This window comes from Edaphobacter aggregans DSM 19364 (assembly GCF_000745965.1).
Taxonomy (GTDB): Bacteria; Acidobacteriota; Terriglobia; order Terriglobales; family Acidobacteriaceae; genus Edaphobacter; species Edaphobacter aggregans.
This window is the reverse complement of the sequence record NZ_KN050789.1, coordinates 43,885-60,567: the sequence shown is the minus strand read 5'-3', so window position 1 is coordinate 60,567 and position 16,683 is coordinate 43,885. Positions and strand designations below refer to the sequence as shown.

17 protein-coding genes are annotated in these 16,683 nt (G+C 62.1%); 10 read left to right on the top strand and 7 right to left on the bottom strand.

Features of this window, described 5'->3' with window-relative positions; translation table 11 throughout:
• Positions 1 to 54: 54 nt before the first annotated feature.
• Both Q363_RS33280 and Q363_RS33275 read right to left on the bottom strand, forming a co-directional pair.
• The gene (locus Q363_RS33280; RefSeq protein ID WP_035359177.1) at positions 55 to 1,176 is read right to left on the bottom strand and encodes a PP2C family protein-serine/threonine phosphatase; all 1,122 of its coding nucleotides are present in this window, start codon (positions 1,174 to 1,176) and stop codon (positions 55 to 57) included.
• A gap of 139 nt (positions 1,177 to 1,315) precedes the next feature.
• Complete coding sequence (locus Q363_RS33275; RefSeq protein ID WP_051979693.1) at positions 1,316 to 2,359, bottom strand: hypothetical protein; 1,044 nt, start codon at positions 2,357 to 2,359, stop codon at positions 1,316 to 1,318.
• A gap of 89 nt (positions 2,360 to 2,448) precedes the next feature.
• Here Q363_RS33275 and Q363_RS33270 point away from each other — a divergent pair, with 89 nt between their 5' ends.
• The 4 genes from Q363_RS33270 to udk all read left to right on the top strand — a co-directional run bounded on the left by Q363_RS33270 (position 2,449) and on the right by udk (position 5,709).
• Positions 2,449 to 2,904, top strand: a complete 456-nt coding sequence (locus tag Q363_RS33270; RefSeq protein ID WP_064742775.1) for a MarR family winged helix-turn-helix transcriptional regulator — start codon at positions 2,449 to 2,451, stop codon at positions 2,902 to 2,904.
• Entirely contained in the window at positions 2,901 to 3,554 is a 654-nt protein-coding gene (locus Q363_RS33265) for a hypothetical protein (RefSeq protein WP_051979692.1), read from the top strand. The genes Q363_RS33270 and Q363_RS33265 overlap by 4 nt, the downstream gene beginning before the upstream one ends.
• A gap of 486 nt (positions 3,555 to 4,040) precedes the next feature.
• Positions 4,041 to 4,907: a purine-nucleoside phosphorylase gene (locus Q363_RS33255; RefSeq protein WP_035359173.1), complete on the top strand. Its 867-nt coding sequence runs from the start codon at positions 4,041 to 4,043 to the stop codon at positions 4,905 to 4,907.
• Between the two features lie 121 nt (positions 4,908 to 5,028).
• A complete protein-coding gene (gene udk / locus Q363_RS33250; RefSeq protein ID WP_051979691.1) occupies positions 5,029 to 5,709 on the top strand; it encodes a uridine kinase in 681 nt (226 codons plus the stop codon).
• Here udk and Q363_RS33245 read toward each other — a convergent pair.
• From Q363_RS33245 to Q363_RS33235, 3 genes are all read right to left on the bottom strand, one after another.
• Entirely contained in the window at positions 5,644 to 6,444 is an 801-nt protein-coding gene (locus Q363_RS33245; protein ID WP_169747241.1) for a lysophospholipid acyltransferase family protein, read from the bottom strand. The genes udk and Q363_RS33245 overlap by 66 nt on opposite strands.
• Before the next feature lies 1 nt (position 6,445).
• Positions 6,446 to 7,270 carry a GNAT family N-acetyltransferase gene (locus Q363_RS33240; protein WP_084081015.1) on the bottom strand — a complete coding sequence of 275 codons (825 nt, stop codon included), beginning with the start codon at positions 7,268 to 7,270 and terminating at the stop codon, positions 6,446 to 6,448.
• A 95-nt stretch (positions 7,271 to 7,365) separates the two neighbouring features.
• On the bottom strand, positions 7,366 to 8,145 hold the full coding sequence (locus Q363_RS33235; protein ID WP_051979689.1) for a lysophospholipid acyltransferase family protein: 780 nt from the start codon (positions 8,143 to 8,145) through the stop codon (positions 7,366 to 7,368).
• A gap of 50 nt (positions 8,146 to 8,195) precedes the next feature.
• Between Q363_RS33235 and Q363_RS33230 the strand changes: the two genes are divergently transcribed.
• Positions 8,196 to 8,753 (top strand): DUF2062 domain-containing protein, encoded by a 558-nt coding sequence (locus Q363_RS33230; RefSeq protein ID WP_245632647.1) that lies wholly within the window; start codon positions 8,196 to 8,198, stop codon positions 8,751 to 8,753.
• Between the two features lie 2 nt (positions 8,754 to 8,755).
• Here Q363_RS33230 and Q363_RS33225 read toward each other — a convergent pair whose 3' ends face one another.
• Positions 8,756 to 9,664 carry a S1/P1 nuclease gene (locus Q363_RS33225; protein WP_245632646.1) on the bottom strand — a complete coding sequence of 303 codons (909 nt, stop codon included), beginning with the start codon at positions 9,662 to 9,664 and terminating at the stop codon, positions 8,756 to 8,758.
• 82 nt (positions 9,665 to 9,746) lie between these two features.
• Positions 9,747 to 11,051, bottom strand: a complete 1,305-nt coding sequence (pncB, locus tag Q363_RS33220) for a nicotinate phosphoribosyltransferase (RefSeq protein ID WP_035359171.1) — start codon at positions 11,049 to 11,051, stop codon at positions 9,747 to 9,749.
• A gap of 140 nt (positions 11,052 to 11,191) precedes the next feature.
• Here pncB and Q363_RS33215 point away from each other — a divergent pair, with 140 nt between their 5' ends.
• From Q363_RS33215 to Q363_RS37250, 5 genes are all read left to right on the top strand, one after another.
• Positions 11,192 to 12,478 carry a PP2C family protein-serine/threonine phosphatase gene (locus Q363_RS33215; protein WP_035359170.1) on the top strand — a complete coding sequence of 429 codons (1,287 nt, stop codon included), beginning with the start codon at positions 11,192 to 11,194 and terminating at the stop codon, positions 12,476 to 12,478.
• Positions 12,479 to 12,551: 73 nt separating this feature from the next.
• A complete protein-coding gene (locus tag Q363_RS33210) occupies positions 12,552 to 13,619 on the top strand; it encodes a 1,9-bis(guanidino)-5-aza-nonane synthase (protein WP_035359167.1) in 1,068 nt (355 codons plus the stop codon).
• Between the two features lie 366 nt (positions 13,620 to 13,985).
• Positions 13,986 to 15,689: an ATP-binding response regulator gene (locus Q363_RS33205; protein ID WP_035359165.1), complete on the top strand. Its 1,704-nt coding sequence runs from the start codon at positions 13,986 to 13,988 to the stop codon at positions 15,687 to 15,689.
• Between the two features lie 116 nt (positions 15,690 to 15,805).
• The gene (locus Q363_RS33200) at positions 15,806 to 16,234 is read left to right on the top strand and encodes a response regulator (RefSeq protein ID WP_051979688.1); all 429 of its coding nucleotides are present in this window, start codon (positions 15,806 to 15,808) and stop codon (positions 16,232 to 16,234) included.
• 113 nt (positions 16,235 to 16,347) lie between these two features.
• The gene (locus Q363_RS37250; RefSeq protein WP_051979687.1) at positions 16,348 to 16,677 is read left to right on the top strand and encodes an Hpt domain-containing protein; all 330 of its coding nucleotides are present in this window, start codon (positions 16,348 to 16,350) and stop codon (positions 16,675 to 16,677) included.
• Positions 16,678 to 16,683 lie beyond the last annotated feature (6 nt).

The window sequence follows — 16,683 nt, the reverse complement described above, 5'->3', positions numbered from 1 at the left end:
TCCAAATAACCGGCCCCTCAACGCGGGCTTCACTCCGGTGAAGCCCGCAACACATTAACGAACCTTCGCCACCACCACCGTCAGATCGTCCTCCTGCTCCTTCGCCCCCGCCCACTCCGCAACCGCAACCGCCACACCCTCCACAATCGCGCCCGCGCTCGCATACTCATTCTTCAAAACCAACCCCTTCAGCCGCTCTACCGAGAACTGCTCCTCCGCCACGTTCTCCTGCTCTGAAACCCCATCCGTGTACAGCGTCAACACATCGCCCGGCTCCAGCGCCACCACCGTATTCACATACTCCGCGTCCTCCAGAATCCCCACAATCGGCCCCGAAGCCTCCAGCATCCACGACTCGCCCGTACGCGGCCTTACTAGCAGCGGAGGATTATGCCCTCCACACGCATACTCCAGCCTCCGCTCCGCGTGATTCAGCCGCGCATAAAACATCGTCACGAACGTCGAAGGCTTCGTCACCTGCTTCAGCACACCATCCAGGTCCTTGATGATCTCCGCAGGCCCGCTCAGCTCCCTCGCTCGCAGCCGCAGAGCCACCGCCAGCGAAGGCATCAGCAGCGCCGCCGCCGCGCCCTTTCCCGACACATCCGCAATCACCACGTCCACCACATCGTCCGACACAGGAAAGAAGTCGTAGTAATCGCCTCCCAGCATCCGCGCCGGATGCATCGCCGCCGCAATCTCCAGTCCCGGCAGCGTGATCGGCTTCGGAAGCACCTGTCGCTGCACCTGCGCCGCCAGCGTCAGATCGCGCTCATACTCGTCCCGCTGCCGCTGTACCTCGTCCTCCAGCTCGCTGCGCCGTCTCGCAATCAGCGACACCAGAAATCCCACCACAAGAAATCCCGCAAGACTCAGCAGATTCTCCGCCACATGAAGCGACATCGTCTCCCGCCGCGGCCCCAGCACATCCTGCAACACCGTGCACAACAACGCCAGCCCAATCGTCACCGGCAGCGGGTTCACAAACGCGCTCAACGCCATCGGAAACACATACAGGTATCCCAGCGAGACGTTGGCCTCCACCTTCCAGTCCGTGTACGCCACCGCGCCCATCGCCAGCGCCACCACGACGCTGAACATCCCCATCGTCCGGCTTCTGATCCGCTCCGCCTCGCGGCGGGCCTGCTTCCCATCCTTGCCACCAAAAAACGCCATATCGCCGCTCACTCGCTGCGCAACCTCACCAACGGTTCACGCACCGCTCGCCATCAGCTTTCGCATCTCCAGCCCGGCCCAGGAAACGCCATACTACAAGCACCACCCACTCCCAGCAAAAGAAGAATCCCAGCCCCGCTCAATGAGGCGCACCTTCCTCGCCCGTCTCCACCCCCCCAGCCTTACCCGTGCTCTTCGCCGCCCCACCCAGCGCCTTCACCACGTTCCTGTAGCTCTTCGTCAACGCGTTGCCCGTACTCTTCTGCGCAGAATCCAGCGCTCCGCTGGTCTTGTCATTCGCCAGCACCAGCGCCGTATCGGTGTTGTGCTCACCCACCGCCACTCCGTTCAGCGCCGAGTTCCCCCCATAGATCGCCGCCTGCGCCGGGCGCTTCGACGGATTCGCCCACGCTACATCCGTCTCCGGCAACCGCTCCAGTCGCTCCACCCTCGCCTCGCCAAAGTCGCTCCGCCGCATCTTCTCCGCCAGCGGCCACCCTGCGAAGCTCACCCACATCGCGCCATCCATCGGACGCGACAGCTCCCCTACATTCACCACCTCCGCCGTCTTCATTCGCTCCATATCCACGCATCGATCGCCGCCGCATCCGTGCGAGCAAAGCTCCTCGCTCAAAAACGACGCGTGCTTCCCCGGCGAGACCCACACCGTCGCCCCCTTGTCCTCCGCCTTCAGCGTCGAAGCCCGCGTCATCTGGCTCGCATCGCAAACCGTATCCTCGTGCGCCGCCGCATACCAATACACCGCCCTCCACTTCGGCTGTCCGTCTGCGCCGTCATCTCTGCGAAGAAGAACCGCCACATGCTCCGCGTCCAGCGGATGCCCCATCTGCCCGCAGTCCCGGCGCCACAGCTGATAAAAGTGCAGCTCCACCTCGTCCCCGTGCGACCGCACCGGAAACGCCTGCCCATAGACCGTGCCGTCGTCCTCCACCACCGTCGGCTGCGCCACTCCCTCAGCGAACCGCGCCGGCCGCACCGAGCAATCATCCTTACCCACCATCCACCGCGGCTCAAACTGCCGCAGCAGCTCCGCCTCCAGGGCATCGCTCAACCCGTCACGGTCGCTATCCTGCGCCGTCGCCACCTGAGCCATCGCAACCGTTGGAGCCGCCGCCACCGTCAAAGCCCACCACAACGCCACCACAACAACGCCACGACTCATCCGTCATTCTTACTCCTTGCAACAACTTGCTGTCGAATTTCCCGCAATAAAAAAATTCTGCACCTCAAATTAGATGTGTACACATCTAAATGGGCGTGAACAATGCCGCCGCCATCCCCGCTCTCCCCTGCACCTGCGCCACACTCCGCCGCGCCACCCGAGCCCTCACCCTCCTCTACGACGAGGCCCTCCGCCCCACGGGCCTCCGCTCCACCCAATTCACCATCCTCCAGGCCCTCTCCCTCGCCGGCCCCGTTAACCAGAAGCAACTCGGCCATATCCTCGCCATCGACAGCACCTCCCTCACCCGCGCCCTCGAACCCATACTCCGCCAGGGATGGATCGAACGCCATCGTGGCGAAGATCGCCGCCAGTGGAGCTTCACCCTCTCAGGCCCCGGCAAAGCCCTCTTCCGCCGCGCCCTTCCACGCTGGAACCGCCTCCAAACCCGTCTTCAACACCAGCTCGGCTCCGAGTTATGGAGCCGCATCACCCAAACCGCCAACGACCTCACCTCCAACCTCCTCCAAGGAGAAACGCCATGACCACCACACGCTACGCCCACCTCACCGGCTGGCTTCTCGCAGCCTGGTTCGCCCTCTCCCTCACAGCCTCGGCCCTCCATCTCTTCTCTGTTCCTCCCGGTCGCCCTCCGCTTCCTATCTTGATCGCGGTCCTCGCCCCCCTTGCCATCTTCTCCATCTGGTACCTCCGTTCCGCTGATCTCCGCGGCTACCTCCTATCCCTCTCCCCGCGCGTCCTCACCCTCCTGCACGCCTGGCGCATCGGCGGATTCGTCTTCCTCGTCCTCGCCGCCTACAACATCCTGCCCGCCCTCTTCGCCCTGCCCGCCGGATGGGGCGACATCGCCATCGGAGTCACCGCTCCCTTCGTCGCCTACCGGCTAGCCACACCTGCCCACAAGCGAACCTTCATCTTCTGGCACATCCTCGGAATCACCGACCTAGTCCTCGCCGTCTCCCTCGGCGCGCTCGCCCCATTCCTCGACCCGCGCCAACTCGCCCCAAACGCCGTCACCCCCGCTCCCATGTCCACTCTCCCGCTCAGCCTAATCCCCACCTTCGCCGTCCCCCTGCTGCTCATCCTCCACATCATCTCCATCGCCCAAACAAGACACTGGGCCGAAGGGCGCAGCCCCAACCTCCGCGAGAAGCTGGGCCCCCTCACCGCCTGAGCCTCGCCCGGGCTAAGTTACGCGGTTCCCTGAACCCTCGCTGTTTCCGGCTCTGACCTTGCTCTCGACTCTGACCTTGTTCTTATCCTTGCTTCTCTCGTTTTTTGCTTTTAAGGTAGGCCCGGGCTTTAGCCCGGGCATTCTCTCGCAAGCCAGGAATGGGGCTTTAGCCCCTGGGGTATGCCTTCTTCCGCAAAGGCAACCCTCCGATGCTCCCAAAAAATCCTGTCAACCCCCACACTGTGCAAAACCATCCTCCCCATCATCCAAACCCCGCGCCAATCCCGCCTCTTCGCAGCAAAAAATAACTCCGCCAAATCCGCCGATCAATTCCACTCGACTCGCTAAACTAATAATTGGGACTCCCATACAGCCAAGCACTCACCGCCACCACGCGGACGGCCGGCTACCGGAAGTACCAACCTAAAGTCTCTGTTTCGAAGACTTTGCACACTTTAAGGGGGAGGGGTGTATACCCCGCCACGAATGACCGATCTCTACCACCAGGCCCAGGCAGCAGCAGAATACATTCGCTCCAGAACCACCCTCCAGCCGCGTCTCGGCCTCATCCTCGGCTCCGGCCTCGGCGACTTCGCCCAACAGGTCGAGAACGACGTCGCCATCCCGTACTCCGAGATCCCCCACTTCCCCCAGTCAACCGTCGAGGGCCACCCCGGCCGCCTCGTCCTCGGAACAATTGCCGGCGTCCCCATCGCCGTCATGCAGGGCCGCGTCCACGCCTACGAAGGCTACTCGATGGCCCAGGTCACCTTCCCGGTCCGCGTCCTCGGCCTTCTCGGCGTCGAACGCCTCATCGTCACCAACGCCGCCGGAGGCATCAACACCCGCTACCGCCAGGGAGCCATCGTCGCCATCTCCGACCACATCAACCTCACCGGCGCCAACGCCGCCGCCGGCCCCAACGAGCCCCGCTTCGGCCTCCTCCCCGGCTCCGGCCAGCGATTCTTCGATATGAGCGCCGCCTACTCGCCGCGCCTCCGCAAGCTAGCCCGCGAAGAAGCCTCGAAACAAGGCTGGACCCTCGACGAGGGCGTCTACGTCGCCGTCCTGGGCCCCAGCTACGAGACTCCCGCCGAGATCCGCTCCTTCCGAACCCTCGGCGCCGACCTCGTCGGAATGTCCACCGTCCACGAGGTCATCATCGCCCGCCACATGGGAATCGAGGTCCTCGGCCTCTCCGTCGTCACCAACATGGCCGCCGGAGTCACGCGTAGCGCCGAAGAAACAGAAGCGCAACCCATCGACCACCAGGAAGTCATGCAAACCGGACAACGCATCGCCCAGCAGTTCACCAGCCTGCTCACCGCCCTCATCCCGCAACTCGTCGGATGAGACGAAACGGGTGCCCCATCTTCGCGACGGCTTCATCGTCGCTAAGGTGGGTCATTCGTGCGAAGCACGAACCGTATTATCTGAAGTTAATGACAGCCCATAGAGAAAGGAGGAGCCAATCATGCAAGATCAACAGCCCGAACAGCTCCTCCTTCCGCAGCGCCCGCTCATCCTCGGAATCGGCGGCTGCTCCGGCTCCGGCAAGACGACGCTCGCCCGCGAACTCACAGCCCAACTCTCCGCCACGCTGCTCCCGCTGGACTTCTACTACATCTGCCTCAGCCACCTGCCGCCCGACGAGCGCGCCCTCCAGAACTTCGATCACCCTGACTCGCTCGAGCACTCGCTCCTCGCCCAACACGTCGCCGACCTCGCCGACGGCCGCACCATCAAGCGCCCCATCTACGACTTCACCACCCACACCCGCGTCCCCAACCTCACCGAGACCGTCGCCCCTGCCCCGGTCCTCATCGTCGAGGGCATCCTCGCGCTTCATTATTCGGAGCTGCGTTCGCTCTACGACTTCAGCATCTACGTCAACGCACCCAACCAGATCTGTCTCAACCGCCGCATCTATCGCGACATGCGCGAGCGCGGCCGCACCGAAGCCAGCGTCCGCGCCCAGTTCGAAGCCACCGCAAGGCCGATGGCCGATCTCTACGTCATCCCCTCAGCGCAGCACGCATCCATCACGGTCGAAGGAACCGAAGCCCTCGACTGGTCGGTCGAGCAGGTCTTAGACCGCCTGCACCAACTCGGACTCCTGCGCCTCCACCACCACACCGCCGGCCTCGCTCCTTAGCTCGGCATACATCTCCTGAACCCGCGCGCGCGCCTGCTCCGACAACTCAAATCGATCTCGCCGCTCCGTCACAACCTCACCAAACCGCACCGTCGCCCGCAGCCCGTCGATCCCCGCCAGTCTCCACAGATGCGGAGCGAGCAACGCATCGCCCCACCAGCAGACATCATCCGCAACCGTCACGTCACCAACATCACCGTCGATCGAATACGCAAGCGCCGCCGTTCTCAAAGCAACACCCTCATTCAGCACCGAGTGAAACAGCCCACGACGAAACGGAAGAACCTCCGATCCATCCGTCGTCGTCCCCTCCGGATAGAACAGCACCGGCAACCCGCTGCGATACGCCTCAGCCATCGCCCGGTTCACGCCCGGATACGTTCCTGGTCCGCCGCCGCGCACCACATACACGGTTCCCGCCCGCGACGTCAGCCAGCCGATCAGCGGCCAGCCCCGCACGTCGGACTTCGCCACCATCACAAACGGCCTGACCGCCGCATACAGAAGAATATCCAGATAGCTCAGGTGATTGGAGACAACCGCGCCCTCTGCCGGAAGCTCTCCCTCGACGCTCCAGCTCACTCCGAGCGCCCGAACGATCCGGTGGCAGAACCGATGAATCCTCTCCGCCCCCTCCACCGTATCCCGCGGAGGCCTCACAAGGCAGTCCACCGCGAGAACCAGAAGCAGCGCGACCAGCTTCAACAATCTCCAGGCCGAACGAACCGCCTTCAACTCAGCAGCCCTCGAGGAACCTTGCAGCGACACGCGGATGCAGCGTCTGCAAGTCAAGCAACGTGAGAAAGTCGATCGTCTTGAACTCGCGATCGATCGCCGGCTCGCTGCAGATCTTGGCTCCGATGGCAAGATACGCCCGCAGCAGCTTCGGAGCACGCTCCTCCGGAAGCTTCACGACCGGCGCCGGCATCTTGTATGCCTCCGTTGCCACCGTGCGCAGCCCCGGCTCCACCATGCAGTTCTGGAGCGCCCCATACACCGCATGGCCCACCTCCGGGTCCTGCGAGTTCAGCGAGCAGCAGCCCATCATGTAGCGACCGCCGTTGGCCAGCGAGTAGCGCGCGATGCCGCGCCACAGCAGGTGCAGCACCTCCGGCGACCGATGCTCGCGGTGGATACAGGCCCGGCCAAGCTCGACGATCTGGCCGCGCATGGTCTCGTAAGGCGCGAAGCAAAACTCCTGCTCGCTGTAATAGCCGAAGTTGCGCCCCGCCACGTCGCCCATCTGCAGCCGGTAGGTTCCGACGATCGCGCCCGTAGCCCGCTCCTCGACGACCAAGTGATCGCACACGTCGTCGTAACGATCCTTGTCGTAGCCGTCGACGAACGCGGACTCCAGGCCCTCATTCATCTCAAGGTTGAAGACCAGGAAACGCAGCCGGTACGTTGCCTCACGCTCTGCCTCAGTCAACGCCAGCCGCGCGACGTAAGGACCCGCTTCCAGTCGAATATCTTTCTTAGGAGAAGACTGGGTGATGATTTGGTGAACGATCAGTGAATCCTGAGAGACAACGGGGGAGGATGACTCTTTAACACTGACCATTGACGCTCCTTGCTAGCCCTGAGGTGGTTGCATTCGATGACAGTCTGCGTCGTCTTTTGTTACAGAATGTTCACGCCAAATGAACATTCGTTGAATCAGAAATGGTGCACTTCCTCGGTACCCCTGCCGACCTCTCCCAGTTCGGCCACCGCCGCCCATGCCTCTCGCGCAGCCCGCTTGCGATGAGCGACATCGCCGGAGAAGGCAATGGGCTGGGCGGCGAACCGCATCTGGGCCTTGACGCCGCGCAGCCCAAGAAAATGAAAGATATGCGGCAGCAGGACCACATCTCCCCAGTAACAGACGCGTTCGCTGACCTTCACGTCCGGGCCATTCTCCGGGCTGATGCTGTAGCAGAGATGCGCCGCTGTTACGGGAGAGTCAAAGGCAAGCAGCTGCCCGAGCAGGCCGCCGTGGAACTTCAGCAGACCGGTACCATCCGATGTCATCCCCTCGGGAAAGAAGACGACAGGCAGCCCCGCCTTCAGCGCCGCCTCCATTCCTTCCCGCGCCTTCATTGCGGAATCGCCATGCCCGCGCGCCACATACACGGTGCCGGACATCGTCGTCATCCAGCCGAGCACCGGATAGGTTGCCACCTCCGCCTTCGACACAAAGACGCAAGGATGCAGTGCAGCGAAGACAATGATGTCCAGGTAGCTGAGGTGGTTTGAGATCACCGCTCCGTGCGACGGAAACTCGCCGGTGACCTCAATCTCTATTCCGAGCCCATGCAATGCGCTCGCGGCGAACCGGTGCAGCCAGTCGGCTCGTGCCTCGCGGGTCGAAGGCCGCTTTACCAGCAACTCCGTGCCATAGACCACGAAGTACCCCACCAGGTGAATGCTCCGTAGCAGCGATCGAAAGAAGCTCACTTGGGCCCGTTCCCCTTCCTCTTCAACAGCCGCAGTCTATCCTGTGGACTGTGAAACCATACGAAGCCAGCCTCAAGGAAGTCAACGGAACCCCATCCGGGACCTCGGCACTCAAGGGTCTGCTCTATCGCAGGATAGCGGTTCCCGTCGTCAAGCTTCTCCGCATGGGCGCCACGCCTGAGCGCCTGGCGTGGAGCCTTGCTGCAGGACTGCTGATCGGCATCAACCCTTTGTTCGGCAGCGCAACGATTCTCTGCCTGGCCGCAGCGATGCTCTTCCGGCTCAATGTCGCCGCCTCGCAACTCGGAAACTACCTTGTCTATCCTCTGCAGATCGCGCTACTGATTCCCTTCCTCCAACTGGGTAGTAAGGTCTTCCACACTGCGCCGGCCCCGCTTTCGCCCGCCACTCTGCGGGCGGCGGCGCGCGCCCATCCCACCTCGCTCCTCCGCCAGATATGGCTGTGGGAGTGGCACGCGTTGATCGTCTGGGCGGCTATTGCAACCATCCTTGTGCCGTTGATCGCCTTCACGCTCAGGCCAATGCTGCGCCTCATGCTGGCGCGAATTAAGAGTCGCGACGAGATCGAACTTCCGCAGTCGCAATAGCGTTAGTTCGCGCCGTGAAACTCCTCGACCGGATCCGCACTGCGCACCCACGCCGTGTAGATCATGTCGCGCAGCTCGATGGCGCCCACCGAGAGCCGCTCCTCGACGAACGCCTTGCCCTCCGGGGTTCCAGCGCCAGCGAAGCCTCCAGACTTCTCAAGCTGATATGTCTTCTCCACCAGCGTCGCTGAGTGTCTTAGATAAGCCATGTAGTCTGTCCACTCATCGTTGAGGACCTTCGGCTGTGCTGCAGCGACGAGCGGTGCAATGTCGGCGGGCTTGACGTTCGCGGTCACGTAGATCGACTCGAACAGCGAGTGAATCTTGTGCTCCGTGGTGTAGCCGTTTGGATTCGGTCCGGTCCAGCCGTTGTACTGAACGGTGACGTGCAATGGCTGCGATCCGTCGGCGACGTAGTGCCCGAGCCACGCCGCGTAGTAGAGCACCGCAGTCTCAGCCGGCTTTGTGTCCTCGCCTGCCGCCAGCAGCCTGCGATACTCGCGCATGCCGACCTTCAGGCGCTGCCATACCTCCTCCGTCTCGTAGGGCTGCAGGCCGACCTTCTCGGGCGTCAACGGCATACTCGGGTGCGCGGCCTGCGCCTGTGCAAGGGCGCGAATGAAGTCAAAACGCTTCTTCGGTAGCGTGCCGACTAGGTCGGCGTTCTCGAAGTCGATGAAATGCTCGGGAGCCTGCGCATCGCCCAGCTCCGGCTCGGCGCGGTTGCGCCAGCGATCAGGCTCAGGCCCCAGATATTCCATCGTGTCGAGCGCGTTGCCGTTGCGCAGAAACGCCGGAACGTCCTTCGGCAGATTTGCGGCTGCCAGTCTGCTGATCATCCTGTGACCGTCGCCACCCCATGCAAACGAAGACTGCACCATCGTGACGGGCAACAATGCTGCTGCCGCCACGAACCGAACCACTCCCCAGACTTTCGACATAGCCGCAGTATAGCCGTGGCGCATTTCTGCGCCATGAAGGGCACGCCTCAAATCACACGACGACAGCCGCACCCTCCACCGCAACGCTGCCGAAGACGCGTCGGTAGCGCTCAATTTCTTTCTCCGGTCCGGTTGCCTTATGCGCGTTGTCACTCAGCTTCACCGCTGGCCTTCCCTCCACCGTCATCACCTTGCAGACCAGGCTGATCGGGTCGAAGTCGTGCTCGCCGCGCGGATGGCACTCGCGAAAGTCGTTGGTCAGAAGCGTTCCCCATCCAGCACTGAAGCGGATGCGGCCGCTGAAGTACTCGTGCAGCGCAATAATCTCGTCTACATCGAGGCCGTCAGACGCGATCAGGCGCTTCCTGCGCGCGTCGCGACCTCTGCTCATCAGCCAGGCGATGTACTCGTCGCCGGTGACGAACGGGTCCTTCGAGTCGCAGCGCTGTCCGGTCCAGTCGGCGACCCAGTCCGGAGCGCCCTGCAGGAACTGCGTCGTGCCGAAGGTATCCGGCAGCATAACCAGCAGCTCGCCCCCGTAGCTCTTCTGCCACAGCTCCAGCACGCGGTACTGCGAGGCGTGGAGTTCCTCGTCGCTGTTGGCAAGCGCAGCCAGCGCCATAGGAAGCTCGTGCGCGTTCGTTCCCATGGCCTCGAGGTCGTGCTTGTAGGCGAGGTAAGTGTTCGACGTGCCGGACATGCTCTCCCCTAGCCCCGCACGCATAGCCTGGACGACGTACTCCTGCCACAAGAAGCTGTGCCTGCGGCGTGTGCCGAACTCTGAGATTCGTACTCCAGGAACCCGGCGAAGCTTCTCGATCTTGTCCCAGAGCCTTGTCTTGGCGCGGGCATAGAGCACGTCGAGCTCCAGTTCGCTCAAGCGCCCCAGCGCAGCGCGTGTCTTCATCTCGCTCATCAGCGCCAGGCCGTAAATCTCCCACATCGTGACCTCCGTCCAGAGGCCGGAGAAGCACATGACAAGCTGGCCGTCGTGCTCGACGACCTCATAATCCGATAGCCGGAAGCCGTGCTCGAGCCAATCCAGGAACGCCGGCTCGAAGATGCTGCGCGTGCCATAGAAGGTGTTGCCCGCTAGCCAGATCAGCTCGCTCTTGCGAAAGCGCAGCTGCCGCACATGCTCCATCTGCTCGACGAGCGCCGCGGCCGGAATATGCTCGGCCAACCGCACCTGCGCCGTGCGGTTGGTCGTCTCCGACGTGACATGCACGTCGGCAAAGTTCCTCCAGATGAACTGCAGCATCAGCAGCTTGTAAAAGTCCGTGTCGAGTAATGATCGCACGATAGGATCGAGCTTCCAGTTGTGGTTGTGAGCCCGCTCGGCCAGGTTGACGTTCATGCAACAAGTCTCGCCCCTGGCCTCGGACCGCGCAACCCTCTCAAACAGATGTGGTCTCTCGAACTCTTCGGTCCGCAGTATGATTGGGGCGGATAAATAGGGCGGATGAATGTCTGGAGCCACAGACACAGGAGATCGCCTTGATTCCAAAACCAGCAGAGTCGCAAGAAGAACGCCCTTCCATCCGCAGCGTCGTTGCCTCTAGCTCGTCGCGCGGCTGTCAGGAGTGCCCCTATCTACGTATCTTCAAAGCAACCGTCTTCGTTCGCAACCAGGACCGGAGCCTGGAATTCTACGTTGGACAACTAGGCTTCAGTGTTGTTGCAGACGCCGCACTTGACCTCTACGAACGCTGGGTAGCGGTTGCCCCTCCCGATGGCAGCACCATCCTTGCGCTGGTTGCACCGAAACCGGGAACAGCGAACTACAGGCTCATCGGCAGACCAACACAGATCGCATTCATCGCAGAGGACATCAATACGACTTACGAGTTGTGGCGCGGCCGTGGAGTGCGCTTTCACCATCCGCCGCAGAAATCCTTGTGGGGCGGAACGACGGCCGGCTTCTATGACGTGGACGGCAACTCCTTCGAGCTGGTCGGCTCAGACCAGATGAGCCGGGAGCTCGAAATGCAGCGGCGCGAAGCCGCCGAAAAGCTGGAGTTGGAGCGGCGCCAGGCCCAGGAGTTGGAGATCGCCAAGCAAGTGCAGGCAAGACTCTTCCCTCAGACGCTCCCTCAACTGAAGACGCTCGAGTATGCCGGTATCTGCATCCAGGCCCGGCACGTCGGCGGCGATTACTACGACTTCCTTACCCTGGGGAACGAGCGGCTTGGACTGCTGATCGGCGACATCTCCGGGAAAGGAATCGCAGCGGCGCTCCTGATGGCGAACCTGCAAGCCAACCTGCGCAGCCAGTTCGCCCTCGCCCGCGAGCAGCCACAAATCTTCCTGCAGTCCGTGAACCGCCTCTTCTACGCGAACACAATCGAAAGCGCCTACGCCACCGTCTTCTTTGCCGACTACGATGACACGGCACAGCGCCTGCGCTATGCAAACTGCGGGCATCTGTCGGCGATCCTGCTGCGACACAATGGCACCGTCGAATGGCTTCATTCGACCGGTACCGTTCTCGGGCTGTTCGAGGACTGGGACTCACCCATCGTTGAGTGCCAGCTCTCAGGCGGCGATATGCTGGCGCTCTACACTGATGGCGTAACTGAATCCTTCGACGAATCGGGAGAGGAGTTCGGCGAGCGACGGCTCCTCGAAATCCTCGAGCAAAGCGCAACCTTGCCGACCCAGCAGATTCTTGCCTCGGTTGTAGAACGGATACAAAGATTTAGCTCAGCCGAGCAGCACGACGACATCACCCTCATCGTCGCAAAATGCACGGGATCTGCCTCAAAGATCCATACTCCGCGCTGACCCGAGCTTCTCATCAAAATTCACGCAAAACCCACGTCAGACCTGCTCAAACGCTTGGTATCCTATATAAGATATGCCTACAAAAAAAGAACTCCTCACCCACCCCATCCAGCACATCGACATCAAGCAGCACAACGTCGTGGCTCTGGTCGATGCCATGCAGTCGATGGCCTTCAGCTCGCGCGATACCGCACGCGCAGCCTCGATCTACGAGATGATGCTCCGCGACACGGACTGCGGCGTCATCCTGTGCCTCGCCGGCTCGCTCATCTCGGCCGGCCTCCAGAAGGTCATCGTCGACCTGGTCCGCAACAACATGGTGGACGCCATCGTCTCCACCGGCGCCAACATCGTCGACCAGGACTTCTTTGAAGCCCTCGGCTTCAGCCACTACATCGCCAGCGACGAGTACAAGTACGGCCACGAGGACAACACGCTTCGCGAGCTGATGATCGATCGCATCTACGACACCTTCATCGACGAGGAAGAGCTTCGCATCTGCGACGAGACGACCCACCAGATCACCAACTCCCTCGAACCCCGCCCCTATAGCTCGCGCGAGTTCATCCGCGAGATGGGCGCCTACCTGGTAAAGAACGGCAAGACCCCCGCCGCCGGCGGCAAGGACTCCATCGTTCTCGCCGCCTACGAGAAGAACGTGCCGATCTTCTGCCCGGCCTTCTCGGACTGCTCCGCCGGCTTCGGCCTGGTCGCCCACCAGCACGAGCGTCAGGGCAAGTCCTCCGTCTCCATCGACTCGGCCAAGGACTTCTACGAGTTGACTCAGCTGAAGATCGCCAATCCGACCACGGGGCTGCTGATGATCGGCGGAGGCGTGCCGAAGAACTTCGCCCAGGACATCGTCGTCGCCGCTGACATCCTCGGCATCGACGCCTCCATGCACAAGTACGCCATCCAGATCACGGTGGCCGACGCCCGCGACGGAGCGTTGTCCGGTTCCACCCTCAAAGAGGCCTCCAGCTGGGGTAAGGTCGACACCACCTACGAGCAGATGGTCTACTCCGAGGCCACGCTGGCCTTCCCCCTCATCGCCGGCTATGCCTTCCACAAGAACGCCCAGACCGCGCGCACCGGAAAGAAGTGGTCCAGCATCCTCGACCAGGTGACAGTAACCGCCTGAGGTCCTTTCGTCATCTGCTAGCCCTCGAATAGGGCCGTCCTACGGGGCGGCCCTTTCGCTTATCCCGTGAGCGATCTCCTTGCCTGCTGTTGACTTGTGTGATAACCCACTGAGGTGTTATTCCCGCAGGATCGATTTTTCTGTCATCCTCAGCGTGCACACTGCATTCCGTATTAACTCCGCTGTATCAGTAACATGCGTTAAGAATCAACCATTCCATGAAGTCTTTGCTATTTTGGATTACTCCCAGAGCAGTACCCGGATCAATCGCCGCATCATAAACATTGCAGCACGGTCGGTTACGATGGAGCCCGCTGCTCCGGATCACGCTACTCTGCCCAAGGTTACTTAAGGTTCCAGTCCTGCATGCACATGCTACCGATTCTCGGCTTTCTCTCACTGCTCACCACCTGCGGGATTCTGCTCTTCGCCTTTTTGAGAGCCCAGCGCACCATGCGCGAACTGGCGAATCAGCTCACCATTGCCCGGGAACAGCAGCATCAGGACAAGATTCAGCTCTCCGAGCGCTCTCAGCTCGACACGCTCAAAGACGAGTTCATCTCGACCGTCTCGCACGAGCTTCGCACCCCACTGACCAGCATCCGCGGCGCACTCGGCCTGCTCTCCTCCGGAACCATCGGCGATGTGGACGCCAAGGCTCTGAACCTTCTGCGGATTGCGACCACGAACACCGACCGTCTGATACGCCTCATTAACGACATCCTCGATCTCGAGCGCATGGAATCCGGACGCGCTCCCCTGCAGATCCGCCGCTGCTCTCTGCGCGATCTCTGCCAGCAGGCCATTGAAACGATGACGCCGATGGCCGACGCCCACACGGTTCATCTGGAGCTCGTTCCCTTCACCGTGGCCCAGGCTGCCTCGCCCGAAGCCCTCTTCTTCGACGGCGACTCGGATCGCATTCTCCAGGTCCTGACGAACCTGCTCTCGAACGCGATCAAGTTCTCCCCTCAGGCGTCGACAGTGCGGGTCTACACCGACGCCACGGCCGACTCCATCCTCCTGAAGGTCGTCGATGAGGGACGCGGCATCCCGGCCGATAAGCTCGACTCGGTCTTCGATCGCTTCCAGCAGGTCGAGCCATCGGACGCTCGCCAGCGCGGCGGCACCGGCCTTGGCCTTGCCATCTGCCGCAGCATCGTGCAGCAGCACAGCGGCTCCATCTGGGCGCAGCGCAATCTGGTCAAGGGAACCACGCTCTACGTCATGCTTCCGCGCACGACACGTTCGACCGACCTCTCCCTTCCCGCCTCCCTGCCGCCGCGCGGCGAGGGCGCCATCCTCGTCTGCGACGACGACGCCGGCATCCGCACCATCGTCTCCGAGCACCTCACCCGCCAGGGTTACACCGTCATCGAGGCCAGTTCCGGCGATCAGGCCCTCGTTCTTGCTGCCGAGCACCAGGTCGAGGCCATCCTGCTCGACCTCTACATGCCCGGCCTCAGCGGGTGGGAGACGCTACAGCGCCTTCGCAACAACCCCGTGACAGCCAACATCCCGGTCGTCGTACTCAGCGTCCTCTCTTCGACGCTCCGCCCCCAGCTCACAGGCGATGCCCAGGGCTGGGTTCAGAAGCCATTCAATGAGAACCTCCTCTTCGCGGAGCTTGGACGTGTGCTGCACCAGGGCGACGGCCCTGCCTACGTCCTGCTGGTCGAGGACGACGAAGATCTCGCCAGCGTTCTTGTGGCCAGCTTTCAGGATGCGGCCGTTCACATCGACCGCGCCGCAACCCGGCAGGAGGCGATCCGCCAGTGCATCAACCGCCGGCCCGACCTCCTGATCCTCGATCTCACGCTGCCCGACGGAGACGGATTCTCCTTCGTCGAGTGGCTTCGTCAGCAGCCGCCTTTGCGGACGCTTCCCCTGGTGGTCTACTCCGGCCGCGAGGTCTCCGACGCCGAGATGTCCCGCCTTCGCCTCGGACCGACCGAGTTCCTGACCAAGGCCAAGGTACAGCCCCATGAGGTCGAAGAGCTGGTCCTGTCTATGGTCCAGCGCATTCGATCGAAGTTTGCCGACCTTGCCACTACCGGCCCGGCGGCTTGAGATCGTCAGCTTGCTTCCCTCTCAAAAACGACAGGCCCGTTTTCCCACAGGTGCACTGGAATTAACTTCTAAAAAAAATGTCAAATCTTCCCTGACATGAGAAGATGGGTACGCCCATGCGTCGAATTCTGATCATTGATGACGAGGATGACATCCGCGAGGTAGCGGCCCTGTCTCTGGAAGCAACGGCCGGATGGCAGGTCCTGACGGCAAACTCAGGGGCCCAGGGTATCGAGACGGCGATCGCCGAACAGCCTGACGCCATCCTGATGGATGTCATGATGCCGGGCGTTGACGGACCAACGACCTTCCGCGAGATGCGGCAGATTCCCTCCATCGCCCACATCCCCGTCCTTTTGCTCACAGCCAAGGTTCAGGGTGTCGACAAGCGGCGCTTCGCCGATCTTGGCGTCGCGGCCATTCTCTTCAAGCCCTTCGATCCCCTCACGCTCGCGGAACAGATCACAGAGTCTCTCCATTGGAACACCACCCCACCTTCGGCATCGTCGCCGGTCGCTTCTGCGACAACGTCTACACCGAAGTAATCGGATAACGGTTCCATCTGCTTCGTCCGCGGCTACACTAGCTGTATGCCATTGCCATCACAAGGAAGGTGTCCGGCTCCCAGCGATCCTGCGGCCGGCGTTCAACTCTTCCGATGAGTCAGAATCGAAACGCAGATGCCGAGATTAACGCCCTGCTGGTCGAACTCTGGCAGCGGCATCTCCCCGCAACGCGCGAGCGCCTCAACATCCTCGAGCGCGCCGCTCAGGCTGCTTCCACAAACAGCCTCAATGAGCCGGCACGAGCCGACGCGCAAGCCATCGCGCACAAGCTCTCCGGCAACCTCGGCATGTTCGGACATCAGCAGGCAGGAGCCATCGCAGGCGAGATCGAACGGCTCTTCAAGACCTTCGCCCCCGAGACCGCACCTCGCATCGAGCCGCTCGTCCGCCAGCTCCGCCAGGCCCTGGCGTCGTACCTTTAGACTCCA